Source organism: Colwellia sp. BRX10-9 (assembly GCF_014077405.1).
Lineage (GTDB): Bacteria > Pseudomonadota > Gammaproteobacteria > Enterobacterales > Alteromonadaceae > Colwellia_A.
In genome coordinates, this window is record NZ_JACGVV010000003.1 from 37973 (window position 1) to 51057 (window position 13085).

The following is a 13085-nucleotide window of genomic DNA, read 5'->3' on the forward strand; positions in this document are numbered from 1 at the left end:
TTCCTTTATCATTTTATTTTTGGTGTATATTACCTATAAAAATAAATGACAAAAGCCAAAGCACTACATATTGCGATCAAGATCAATAAATAACACAACATATAGCTAGTTAGCGTAATAACGCTAAAGTTGGCATAAAAAAATGCCGATCGTTAAATCGGCATTTTTATAATTATCTTTAAGTAAGTTTTACTATCTCACTAAGGTAAGTGCTTACTTGCTAAATAATCATGTGACTGCATTTCTTGTAAACGACTTAAACAACGTTTGAACTCAAATTCCAAACCGCCGTGGCTGTATAAATTTTCCATTTCGACTTCAGCAGAAATAATTAATTTTACATTACGTTCATAAAATTCATCAACCAAGGCAATAAATCGACGGGCCGCATCTTCACGATCGACACTCATTTGTTTAACATTTGCTAATAATACCGTGTGATACAAACGACTTATCTCCATATAGTCAGTTTGACTACGTGCGGATTCACACAACACCGAAAAGTCAAAGTGCACAATACCGTCTGACTCTTCAATCGCCGATAATGAGCGATTATTTATTTTAACGTCAACATCTTTCTTACCTGGTTTGACCGACAATTGAATAAAATATTGCGCCAGGTTTTCACTTGCCTCTGCATCAAGTGGAGCATGGTAAATCTCGGCTTGCTCTAGGGTTCGCAAACGGTAATCAATACCGCTATCGACATTTACCACATCACAATGTTTATTGATGAGTTTAATAGCTGGTAAAAAACGTTCGCGTTGCAAACCATTTCGGTACAGACCGTCAGGTATAATATTTGACGTTGCCACTAAAGTAACATTATGTGCAAATAATTCTTCAAACAAAGCGCCAAGGATCATTGCATCGGTAATGTCGGAAACAAAAAATTCATCAAAACAAATAATACAGGTTTCATCAGCAAAACGTTTGGCAATTATTTTCAATGGGTCAGCTTGCCCGGTTAATGTTTTTAATTCTTGATGAACACGGTGCATAAAGCGATGAAAGTGAACACGCATTTTATTTTCAAAAGGCAAACAATCATAAAATGTATCAACTAAATAAGTTTTCCCTCGACCAACGCCACCCCAAAAATAAAGTCCTTGTATGGTTTTGGTTTCAGATGAGGCAACAATGCGCTTCCAGCGATTAAGCACCTTCTTAAATCCTTCAACGGGTAAGGGTTTATTTTGAAGATCTTCATAGAGACGCTGTAAGTTTTTTACCGCATTTTCCTGCGCATCGTCATGTAAAAAATCATCACGAGTTAAATCTTCATTATACTTATCTAGAGGTGAAAGCTTGATCATTTATTGGCCACTTATATTTTGTTTCACAAAGTCTTTACAGGACTAATGAAATATTTTCTTGAAATTAACAAATTCGCAATCATATTCATTAGGTAAGCGCGAACAGAAGCGCTATTATACAAAATAAGTTCCTATATTTTTACTAATTTTATTGAATATAACGAGGGTTTGACACTATGGATATAGTTTTAGCAATTTTTCTTTTATTAGTTGGTGCGGCAATAGGTTTTGTTGCTAGTCGTTTTTTATCTGCATCAGTCCAAGACAACCAGAAACTTAGTGAACGCGTTAGTAATAGTGAAGCCGCTTTAGCGCAATATAAACTCGATGTTGCAGAACATTTAGATGATTCAACAATACTTTTGGACAAAATGAATAGCACTTGCCAAACAGCCATGTTGCAAATGGAAAAAAGTACGCAGTTATTAAAACAAGCAACACCTTCAGACGTTGATGGCATGCCTTTTTTCTCAAAAGAAACACAAGAACAACTTGCACAAACCGTATCATTACGTCACAGCCGAGCCGAACGTAAGAGTGAAGAAACAAGCACAGAACCACCACTTGACTACTCAGGTCAAGCGAGTGGACTTTTTGCCGACAAGAAACAAAGTGTTACAAATGTAGGCTAATGTTCTTTGGAACTAACGCACACAGCATAGGTCTTTAGTTAAGTATAAAATTACATTAATCATTTATGTTTATAAGAAGGTTGTCTCTTTTATGAAAAAACTGTCTGTTTTAGCAACAAGTATTCTTCTTTCCGGCTCTATTGCCGTGGCAAGTTTGCCCGTCCAAGCCAATTTACCTTTTTCCGTTAGTGGTCAACAGTTGCCAAGTTTAGCGCCGATGCTAGAGAAGGTTACTCCGGGTGTCGTGCTAATTTCGGTTACCGGTACCCACGAAGATAAATCTAAAGTACCAGATGCTTTAAAGTTTTTCTTTGGTAATCCTCAACAAAACCAAGCAAGAAAACGTGAATTTCGAGGTTTAGGCTCAGGGGTCATTATTGATGCTGCACAAGGCTACATAGTTACTAATAATCATGTCATCAATGAAGCTGATGAAATTCAAATAACGTTAAAAGACGGTCGTCAAATCACCGCCAAGAGAATTGGCTCCGATGCCAGTAGTGATATCGCTTTACTACAAATAGACGCTGAAGATTTAATTGAAGTAAAATTAGCTGACTCAGATGATATACGAGTTGGAGACTTTGCTGTTGCCATTGGTAGCCCTTTTGGTTTAGGTCAAACCGTCACTTCAGGTATTATAAGTGCTTTAGGACGTAGCGGATTAAACGCGCAGAATTACGAAGACTTTATTCAAACTGATGCTGCTATTAACAGCGGTAATTCAGGTGGCGCACTCATTAACTTACACGGTAAACTTGTTGGCATTAATACGGCGATATTAGGCCCTAATGGTGGCAATGTGGGTATTGGCTTTGCCATACCCAGTAATATGGTCGATAACATTGTTAGACAATTGATTGAGTTTGGCGAAGTTCGCCGCGGTGTACTTGGCGTGTTAGGCCGAAGTGTCAATGGTGAAATCGCCAAGGCACTAGAACTCGAGTCGAGCCAAGGTGGCTTTATCGAGCAAGTCGTTGCTGATTCTGCTGCTGCCGATGCCGGTATTGAGTCCGGTGATGTTATTACCAAAGTGAACGGAAAAGTGGTGAAAACGTTTGCCGCCATTCGAGGAAAGATTGGCTCGATTGGCGCAGGCAAGTCTGTTGAATTAACGGTCATCAAAAAAGACGGCTCAGAAAAGACTTATGACGTTACGCTTAAAAAACAAGAAACAGCAAAAGTAGAGGCCGCAAGCATTCACAGAATGTTAGATGGCGCTGAACTTGAAAATAGTACGAATGATCAAGGTATTGATATTAAGTCAGTCGAAGAAGAAAGTCCCGCCGCCGCTATTGGTTTACAAAGAGGTGACGTGATCAGCGGAATAAACCGCACGCGTATAAAGTCTATAGGTGAATTACGCAGTTACTTAAATGATAACAAAGGGGTTTTTGCGCTCAATATTGTCAGGGGTAATAGCACATTATTTTTAATGATCCGCTAACACCGCAAGGGTGATAATGGACTTATCTAAAGGCTCTTTATGAGCCTTTTTTATTTTTCAAACTATAAGATTAAAGCAGACCTATGCTATGCTAGCGATATTAAACACTCATCATAAAAATTAATTTTGAACATAATAAACCTAATAAAATACATTGTTCGTCCAGCCAGTTATGGCGTGATGTTAGCTGTCACTTTACTTCTATTAGTGCCAGAGTTACGCAACAACACTTTGCAAGTACTACAAAACAATCAACCACAACAACAACCATTATCTTATGCAAAAGCAGTAAGTACCGCCAGTCCTGCTGTTGTTAACATCTATTCAGAAGATATAAGCACTAGCCCTGTCTATGGTGCAAAAGCGAGAAGATCTACCCGCTTAGGTTCAGGGGTTATTATGGATTCTAACGGATATATATTAACTAATTTTCACGTCGTACAAAATGCTGATTTAATTAATGTTGATCTGCAAAATGGCCAACGTTTTCCTGCAGAACTTATTGGTTATGATACTTATACTGATTTAGCCGTCCTTAAAGTAGACACAGCGAACCTACCGGTTATTCCACAAAGAGCTGATTTACAATCACTTGCTGGTGATGTGGTTTTAGCGATAGGTAATCCACTAAATTTAGGACAAACAGTGACTCAAGGCGTGATAAGTGCCACAGGTCGTAGCGGTTTAAGTGTCATTAATTATTTAGAATTATTACAGATGGACGCGGCCATTAATGATGGTAATTCCGGCGGCGCGCTTATCAATACTAATGGCGAGCTGGTAGGTATTAATTCAAGAAAGTTCATTGATACAGAAAGGAATATTCAGGGAATATTTTTCGCCGTTCCTTATTCACTCGCCCATAAAGTGATGAGAAAAATAATTGCTAATGGTCGGGTCATACGTGGCTACTTAGGCGTAAGTATCAACTCGCTACCAAACAACTTTAAAGGTTTTACTATTGCTGGCGTTGAAAAGAACAGCCCTGCCTTTAGAGCTGGCTTACAACCGGGTGATATCGTTTACCAGATTAATAATGTCGCCATTAGTTCATTTATACAAGCACAAGATATTGTGGCTGAAACTCAACCTGGCACCGTATTACCTTTTAAATTAATACGAAAGAAACAGTTAATAGAAGTATCTGTCACTATTTCTGAAAAGGCAAAAGATTAGCCAGTGATTAAATGATAATGCCAAATGTTTTTTATCTCTTGCGCCAAAAGTTAACAAAAATTTGGCGCTGTTGATAAATAATTTGCCTAGCTCGTTCAGCTCAGCTCAGCAAGACAGTGATTAAATTATAACGCCATGGGTGTTTTATCACTTGCGCTAAAAATCAACTAACATCCGGCGCTGTTGATAAACAATTTGCCTAGCTCGTTCAGCTCAGCAAGACAGTGATTAAATTATAACGCCATGGGTGTTTTATCACTTGGCTAAAAATTAACTAACATCCGGCGCTGTTGATAAACAATTTGCCTAGTTCGTTCAGCTCAGCTCAGCTCAGCAAGACAGTATTGATTACGGCCATTTTTTTTCGCCTGATAGAGTAAACTGTCCGCTTTTTTCATAACATTAGCGACAACAACAGACTGAGACGACTTAACCACCACAGCACCAACACTGACTGTTAATTGTGGCGACACACTAGAATATTGATGTTTGATTTTTTTATCTTTGATCGCTTGAGCAATATTACTGAGCATAATTTCAGCGCCCGCTTTATCACAATCAGGTAAGATGAGCACAAATTCTTCACCACCATAGCGTGCGATAAAGTCTCGTGGTCTTACACAGATTTCACGAAGCGCCTGTCCAACTTGCCTTAAAGCAACATCGCCAGCGCCATGACCGTAGCCATCATTATATTGTTTAAAGTAATCTATATCGAGAATTGCCACGAGTAAATTGGTATGCTCATATTTATTTGCTGCAACTTCATCTTTTAAAACAAGATCCATCTTACGCCGGTTATTAACCCCTGTTAAGGCGTCAATATGAGCAATTTCATCTAACATTTTACGTTGACGAATTAATTCTAAATGCATCATCACGCGAGCAATAACAATGTTGGGTTTAAAGGGCTTATAAATATAATCACAGCCGCCTAAATTAAAACCACGCTCTTCATCATCATCATTAGCTAAACCTGTGATAAAAATGACCGATATATTGATTGTCTTAGGATCATTTTTCAAAGAATCGATGACCTCAAAACCAGAAATATCAGGCATAATCACATCTAATAAGATAAGATCAGGAAGATGTTTTCTAGCAAGTTCTCTGGCTTGTTTACCATTTTTCGCAAAAATAATTTTTGCTTGTTCCTGCAACAACTCTTTTAGCATTTTACGGTTTGCTTTATCGTCATCAACAATTAAAATGATTTGCTCTAAAGTTTTCATTTTCCGCTATCAACTTTTTTCTTTTAAAACAGATAATAATCAAGCCAAACTTGACCCACTAATACTCACTTGCCCTTGAGTCGACTAATAGACAAGTTTATTCCTTAATGCTTCGATACGGTTTAATGCGCTAGCGTATTCGATATCTTCAACTAATTCGACAATATTATCAACAAGTTCAACGAGATCACTTCCTCGGGTATATTCGAGTAACTGTGGTAATAAGTCTTCGACTTCTGCATCTTCTTTTTTAAGTAAGTCGACAATAGAATTTAACAGTACGAGTAGTAACTCTTTGTTAATGGCCTTTTTAGGCTCATCACTTAATAAATCTGTATTGCTATTAGTCAAGGTCGCTAAGGCTGATAATATCTTCTGGTGTTCTGTTATCAGTTGTCTCATGAGTGATAAACAGTTCTCAGGTTGCTCTTTTATTTTTCCTTCTAGCTCTGCTGATAACTCAGCTAAACAGAAGGCACCAATGTAAGCGGCATTAGATTTCAAAGAATGAACCATGCGATATAAACTTTCAACGTCTTTATCTTGGTAAGCTTGCTCTATTTTTTGAGGAATTTTTAGGGTACTTTTATGAAAGTCGATAACGAGTTTTTGATAAATATGCTGTCTGCCACCCATCGCCTGCAAGGCTTTCTTACTGTTTAAGCAACTCAGTTGTGCAATGCGATCCATTAATGTTTTTTCGGGGTTATCCGAAATCAACTCAGTAATATCAATATTTTGCTCTTTAATATCGACAGATTTGTTTACCACGGCATTAATTTTATCACTTAAGTATTTTGCCATTAAACTAAATAACGCGTTAGGGTCAATCGGTTTAGTAAAATATTCATTCATACCGGCTGCCAAACATTTATTGAGCTCATCTGGCATCGCGTGAGCTGTCATGGCAATAATAGGCAGCTTTTTAAATTGGGCTTGTTTTCTAATTTCTTGTGTGGCCGTTACCCCATCCATTTCAGGCATTTGAATGTCCATCAAAACTAAGTCATAACTTTTATTGGCTAATTTCTCTAAAGCGACAAGGCCATTTTCTGCAACATCAACATTCGCTTGGGTATCTTCTAAAAACCCTAAAACAACCTGTTGGTTTAACTCATTATCTTCAACTAATAATATGTCGGTTGTTGAAAAATCCATTAAACTTGCATTTTTTATGCTGTAAAAGTCTTCATCAGGGGAAATTTTCAATACATCCATCATCGCCTCTAATAGCAAGCTGGCATTAACAGGTTTCTCTAAGAAGCCATCAATACCCGATGAATGTGCTAACGGCATGGCATCACTTTTATCAAATGCCGTCACCATTAACACCGCTCGAACGTTATATTGATTTTTATCATCTTGTATCGCTTTAGCAAAAGCAATACCGTCCATTTTGGGCATACGCCAATCAGTAATAACCAAGTCATAAGATTTATGATTACTTTTTGCCGTTGCTAACAATGCTAATGCTGTTTCTGCGCTGGCTACGGCGGTAATTTCACAATGAAACTCTTGTAACAACTCAGTAATAACATTCAAGCAAAGCTCATTATCATCCACCACTAAAATATTAAGTCCTTTAATAGCGTCAATATTTATCAGCTCATTGCCCGGTAAATCGCTTTTTTCACAGACAATATTAAAGCTAAATTTACTGCCTTTTCCTAACGTACTCTCAACCCAAATCTCACCACCCATCAAACCACTTAACTCTTTACAAATGGATAAGCCTAAACCTGTGCCACCAAATTTTCGGGTAATTGAACTGTCTGCTTGGGTGAACGACTGAAAGAGGTTATTCATTGTTGATTGTTCGAGACCGATACCCGTATCACTCACACTAAATTCAAGCGTAAGCTGATTACTATCATCAGCCATTAATGACTGTTTAGCCAGACCGACTTCAATAAGGATATGTCCTTGTTCGGTAAACTTAATAGCATTACTCACTAAGTTAACTAAAATTTGCTGCAGGCGAACCGGATCAGACTTGATATGCTTTGGCACATCACTATGTACTTTAACAATAAGCTCTAAATCTTTAGCATGAGCACGCAACGCACAAATATTATTGGTTTTCTTAATTAAGCCACCCATATTCATTGTTACCGACTCTACTGACATTTTACCGGCTTCAATTTTGGAGAAATCTAGAATATCGTTAATTAGCCCTAAAAGCGCTTGAGAAGCGTCTTGGGTTTTGCTAATTAAGTCTTTTTGATGGGGATTTAAATCCGTTTTCAGCGTTAAATAACCTAAACCGATAATAGCATTCATCGGTGTGCGAATTTCATGACTCATTTTAGCCAAAAACTCACCTTTTGCTTGCATCGCATATTCGAGTTCAACGGTACGCTCAGCGACTTTCGTCTCTAAACTGCGGTTAATATCTAGCAAGGTTAAATGCGTTTCAACACGCGATAATAGTTCGTATTTTGAGATAGGTTTAGTTAAATAATCATTACCGCCAGCAGAAAAACTTTCAACTAAGTCAACGACTTGATTTTTAGCCGTTAAAAAGATCACCGGTAACTCATTAACTGAATATTTTTCTCGAAGTTTTCGACAGACTTCATAACCTGAAATTTTTGGCATCATAATATCAAGTAAAATTAAATCAAACGGACGTTCCCCCGCCAACAAGCCTTCACTCGCTTGTTCAATAAGCGCTAAAGCTTGCTCACCACCGTGGGCTTGAAAAAGCTGATAATCCAGTGGCAATAAATAGTTATTTAAGACTTGACGGTTAATCGGATCGTCATCAACGATTAATACTCGAAAATCATTATTCTCCTTATTGGTCGTACTATTTTTCGGTGATAAAATATCAACAGGAAAGTAGTCAATAGTGTCATCTAGGGCCTGTAATCGTGATAACTGTTGCTTAGTTTGCTCATGGTTTACATCCCCCACGGCGATAAGTTCACTTAATTCACTATCACTTATATCGTAAATCGGAAGCGTGAAGCTAAATATGCTGCCTTTATTCTGTGTCGAGCTTACCGTTATAGTACCGCCATGTAACTCAACAAGCTGTTTAGAAACCGCTAAGCCTAAACCTGTGCCACTTGCGGCACGCGTCTCGTTACCCGTAACTTGTTCAAATGATTTAAAAATAGTCGCCAAATTTTCTGTTGCAATCCCAATCCCAGTATCACTGATATCAATACAAACAAATTGCTGTTCATCAGTACGGCTATTGCCCACTAATTGCGCAGAAATAGTCACTGTACCTGATGGGGTAAACTTAATGGCATTGCCAACTAAATTAAAAAGAATTTGCTGCAAACGGTCCTCATCAGCTTTGACCGCAGGGAAATCTTTAGCAATATTATTAATTAGTTCAATGTCTTTTGTTTTTAATGTGGCTCGAGATAAAGTAAAGACCACATCAACCATACTGTTAATATCAATTGCAGAGGTCTGTATTTGTAAACCATGATTTTTTAATTTTGAAAAATCTAAGATATCATTCACTAAGTTTGATAACCGTCGACCACTCGCCACCACCATGGATAGGTCATGATTCGCTTTTTCCGGCAACTGCCCAGCAACACCGTCAATTAATGACTCGGCTAAACCAATAATACCGTTTAAAGGAGTACGTAATTCATGGGAAGTATTAGCTAAAAATTCATCTTTTAATTTATCAACACGGGTTAAACGTAAATTAATGGCTTGCTCTTTTAAACGTTGGTAATTCAAACGATATATATAAGAGATTAGCGCGCCAATACCGACAATAAAATAAAAAGTAAACGCCCACCAAGAAAGCCATGGCGCTGGTAATACCGTAACGTTTAATGACTTCCCTTGTTCGTTCCAGTAGCCGTCACCATTACTGGCTTTTACCCGAAAGACATAATCGCCTGCGGGTAAATTGGTGTAAGTGGCTCGGCGATTTTTTGCATCGGTATAAACCCATTTTTCATCAAAGCCTTCAAGTGTGTAAGCATATTTATTACTCATTGGCTCAGAAAAGTGGAGAGCTGAAAATTCAAAAGTGATCAGTTTTTCAAGGTGAGTTAACGTTAGTTGTGTTAATTCATTGATGACGGCATCAAGCATAAATGGCTGTTCAGTTTTATTGCCACTTTCTTCATATGAGCCCACTTTAACCGTTTCGTTATGTACCAAAAAATTGGTTAGGACAATGTTGGGTAATCTGGTGTCGTCTTTAATATCTTGTGGATAAAAATGGTTATAACCATTAACACCACCAAAAAACAACTCACCCGATTTGCTTTTATAATATGAAAGTGTGGCAAACTCCTTTGATTGAAGTCCATCGGTAACATCATAGTTTTTAAAATTTTCTGTTTCTGGATTAAAGTGTGACAAGCCATTAGTCGTACTCAACCATAAGTGACCTTGTTCATCTTCTAAGATGCCATAAATAGTAGAACTGGCAAGACCATGTTTTTCTTTATAATGGGTGAACTTTTCTGTTAATGGGTCAAATTTATTTAAACCATTTGAAGTCCCCAACCATAAAATACCGTCACTCGTTTGATGAATTGCATCAACAAATTGATTACTAAGGCTATTGTCATTTTTGGGGTCGTGCTTAAAGTGCGTAAAAGTATTCGTTTTAGGATCAAACTTATTCAAGCCACTAAACATGGTGCCGAGCCAAAGAAAGCCTTTATCGTCTTTATGTATCGCCCATATATTATTTCCTGACAAAGAATTTATATTGTTAGGATCGTGCATAAAGCGAGTAAACTTTTTAGTGCGCGTATCAAATTTATTGAGACCGCCCCCCCAAGTACCTATCCATAAAGTATGCTCATTCTCTTGAAAAATAGGTAGTATTTTATTATGGCTAATACTGTTTGGATCATCAGGATTATGCATAAAGCGCGTAAAAACTTTTGTTTTAACATCAAAAAGATTTAAACCGCCACCAACGGTACCCACCCAAACACCTTGTTTTTCATCATTGATTAACCAAGTAACCGTATTCGATCCTATGCTATTATTATTGGTCGGATCATGTAAATATTGATGATATTCGCCTGTCGTTTTGTCATATTCATTTAACCCTGATTGATAGGTTGAAATTAATAATTTATCGGTAGAGTGTTCCAAAAAGTGAAAAAAAGCACCACCTTGTAAGTTATTATTTTTTGTAACATCTTGTACTGTATGGTTAAATTGTTCTCTAGATACGTCATATTTATCAATACCATTGATATATGTACCTATCCATAGGTTATTTGCATTATCATTAATAATGGCTCTGATATCATTGTCGATTAAGCTATCAGGGTTTTTCTTGTCTGATTGCAGGTGCTCAATACTTTTGCTGATGAGGTTATAGCGATAAAGCCCCTTATTCCTAGTCGTTATCCATAAGTCTTTATTATTCTGTAATAAAAATGAGGTAATATGGCTACTAGCAAGTTCATTAATTAATGTGTTGTGATCACTAAGCAAACCACTTTTCTTGTGGTATAAATACAAACCATTTTCAGTGCCCAACCATAATGTATTATCGTCATATTCGAAAAGGCTGGTGATACTTTGCTCTTTCAACTCTACTTTCACAGCGTTCAGCGTCTTAGCTTTCACATCAAAAAAACTAAGTCCACCTTGAGTACCCAACCATAAATCATTGTTGCTATCTTCGAGAATAGCTTGAATATTGTTACGTAAAGCATTATTTTCTTCACTCTGGTGGGAGAATAGAACAAAACTTTCGCCATTAAATTTATTTAATCCATTTTTGGTGCCTACCCATACGCTACCAAACTTATCGGCAGTTAATGTTTGAACAATATTGTTACTCAAACTATTATTTTGTTTGTTGTCATGTAGAAACGTAGTAAATAACTCGGTACTTTTATTAAACCTATTTAAACCGTTTACCGTTCCAAACCATAAATTTTCATTGCTGTCTTGGGTAATCGATAAAACATTATTATTAGATAAACTATCAAGTTTATCGCTATTGCTGCGGTACACTTTAAATTGATAACCATCAAAGCGATTAAGACCATCAGTAGTACCAGCCCAAATAAAGCCTTGTTTATCGTGATAAAGAGCTTGCACTGATGCTTGTGATAACCCTTGGTCGCGAGAGAAGTGATCAAAACTATACTTCGAGTTTTCTGCATAGCTGTGTAGCGACGTAGCACATAATATGATGAGGGAAAGTAATTGAATTAAGCAGCGCATTTGTTTCTTCTTTTTATAAATAATGATTCAAGGAAGCTGGTATGTAGCTTAAATATAAAGTTTGACATCAACAAGTTATAATTAAAATTATCACTTGACAAGAAATTCAATTAATTACTATGCTATTGCAGCTTTATTTCAATGTACTGGTATAAAGTAAGGTAAATAATACCTCTAATCTAAGGATAAAAATATGTCTAATAATAAAAGTAACGCAGATCATCTACATGACGCTGGAGTAGTGAACAAAGCAGAGCTAAGTGATGAACATCTAAAAGCCATCGATAGTTTATCAAAAGAAGAAGTTGCACAATTAGAGTCTATTCATAAAAGTGCGAACAAAGGCAATGATAAGCCTGTTGGCGTTATTGTTTAATGGAAAAAAAGAATACGTTAACTCATTATCAACGTTTAAATACAAACCTTTTGTTAATGAAAATGCGAGCAGGGGCTGTAAATAGTACTTTTACTCAACTTGCTTGTTACCCTGATGTTTGTATAGAACAAGCCATCGTAAATTATAAAATATCAACGACATCTACAGAGTTGATGAAAGAAGTTATTCGTTGCGCTAAATTACGACCTGAAGACCCTATATCAAAACCCCTTATTGCTTACATGGAACAACATATTCCTGAAGAGCTTAATCACGACGAGTGGTGCTTAGAAGACTTAGAAGTACTTGGGGTGCCCAGAGAGTCTGTTATCAATAAAATACCTTCAACCAATTTAGCCGCCTTAATTGGTTCACAATATTACTGGATCCGCCATGCTGACCCGATTGCCTTTATGGGATACTTGGCCTGTTTAGAGGTGAACCACCCTACCGTAGAATATGTTGAAACATTAATTGAAACTTCAGGTCTACCGGCAGCAGGCTTTAACAGTTTAATGCATCATGCCAAAGTTGATTCACATCATAAGCAAGATATTATCGATACGATAAACGCTTTACCATTAACGCAAGAGCAATATAAATTGATGGAACTAAGTGCTTTTCAGACTTATCGCTATGTCGCTTTAGTGATGGAAGATGTTTGTCGGGTAGCACCCGTTCAACAAAAAACGAGTACTTAATATCAAGGTTCGTTATTATTCT

Annotated in this window: 8 protein-coding genes; 5 read left to right on the forward strand and 3 right to left on the reverse strand. The window is 37.1% G+C overall.

All coding sequences use genetic code 11. The annotated features are described in order from the left end of the window. Nucleotides 1–200 precede the first annotated feature (200 nt). On the reverse strand, nucleotides 201–1316 hold the full coding sequence (gene zapE, locus H4J69_RS02760; RefSeq protein WP_182213690.1) for a cell division protein ZapE: 1116 nt from the start codon (nucleotides 1314–1316) through the stop codon (nucleotides 201–203). Between the two features lie 176 nt (nucleotides 1317–1492). Between zapE and H4J69_RS02765 the strand changes: the two genes are divergently transcribed. The 3 genes from H4J69_RS02765 to H4J69_RS02775 all read left to right on the forward strand — a co-directional run bounded on the left by H4J69_RS02765 (nucleotide 1493) and on the right by H4J69_RS02775 (nucleotide 4571). Next, nucleotides 1493–1948, forward strand: a complete 456-nt coding sequence (locus H4J69_RS02765) for a YhcB family protein (protein ID WP_182213692.1) — start codon at nucleotides 1493–1495, stop codon at nucleotides 1946–1948. A 91-nt stretch (nucleotides 1949–2039) separates the two neighbouring features. Further along, nucleotides 2040–3395: a Do family serine endopeptidase gene (locus H4J69_RS02770; RefSeq protein WP_182221764.1), complete on the forward strand. Its 1356-nt coding sequence runs from the start codon at nucleotides 2040–2042 to the stop codon at nucleotides 3393–3395. A gap of 126 nt (nucleotides 3396–3521) precedes the next feature. Beyond that, nucleotides 3522–4571, forward strand: coding sequence for a trypsin-like peptidase domain-containing protein (locus H4J69_RS02775; RefSeq protein WP_220465261.1), 1050 nt, complete (start codon nucleotides 3522–3524; stop codon nucleotides 4569–4571). 320 nt (nucleotides 4572–4891) lie between these two features. On the opposite strand, the gene H4J69_RS02780 is transcribed toward H4J69_RS02775, so the two are convergent. Beyond that, on the reverse strand, nucleotides 4892–5803 hold the full coding sequence (locus H4J69_RS02780) for a diguanylate cyclase domain-containing protein (RefSeq protein ID WP_182244035.1): 912 nt from the start codon (nucleotides 5801–5803) through the stop codon (nucleotides 4892–4894). An 84-nt stretch (nucleotides 5804–5887) separates the two neighbouring features. Continuing rightward, nucleotides 5888–11986 carry a response regulator gene (locus tag H4J69_RS02785; protein ID WP_182244034.1) on the reverse strand — a complete coding sequence of 2033 codons (6099 nt, stop codon included), beginning with the start codon at nucleotides 11984–11986 and terminating at the stop codon, nucleotides 5888–5890. Nucleotides 11987–12179: 193 nt separating this feature from the next. Here H4J69_RS02785 and H4J69_RS02790 point away from each other — a divergent pair, with 193 nt between their 5' ends. Next, nucleotides 12180–12362, forward strand: a complete 183-nt coding sequence (locus H4J69_RS02790) for a hypothetical protein (protein ID WP_182213698.1) — start codon at nucleotides 12180–12182, stop codon at nucleotides 12360–12362. After that, nucleotides 12362–13063 carry an iron-containing redox enzyme family protein gene (locus tag H4J69_RS02795; RefSeq protein ID WP_182221761.1) on the forward strand — a complete coding sequence of 234 codons (702 nt, stop codon included), beginning with the start codon at nucleotides 12362–12364 and terminating at the stop codon, nucleotides 13061–13063. The genes H4J69_RS02790 and H4J69_RS02795 overlap by 1 nt, the downstream gene beginning before the upstream one ends. Nucleotides 13064–13085 lie beyond the last annotated feature (22 nt).

Coding starts and splice junctions, on each gene's coding strand:
- zapE (WP_182213690.1), bottom strand. CDS start 1,316: ATGATCAAGCTTTCACCTCTAGATAAGTATAATGAAGATTTAACTCGT.
- H4J69_RS02765 (WP_182213692.1), top strand. CDS start 1,493: ATGGATATAGTTTTAGCAATTTTTCTTTTATTAGTTGGTGCGGCAATA.
- H4J69_RS02770 (WP_182221764.1), top strand. CDS start 2,040: ATGAAAAAACTGTCTGTTTTAGCAACAAGTATTCTTCTTTCCGGCTCT.
- H4J69_RS02780 (WP_182244035.1), bottom strand. CDS start 5,803: ATGAAAACTTTAGAGCAAATCATTTTAATTGTTGATGACGATAAAGCA.
- H4J69_RS02785 (WP_182244034.1), bottom strand. CDS start 11,986: ATGCGCTGCTTAATTCAATTACTTTCCCTCATCATATTATGTGCTACG.
- H4J69_RS02790 (WP_182213698.1), top strand. CDS start 12,180: ATGTCTAATAATAAAAGTAACGCAGATCATCTACATGACGCTGGAGTA.
- H4J69_RS02795 (WP_182221761.1), top strand. CDS start 12,362: ATGGAAAAAAAGAATACGTTAACTCATTATCAACGTTTAAATACAAAC.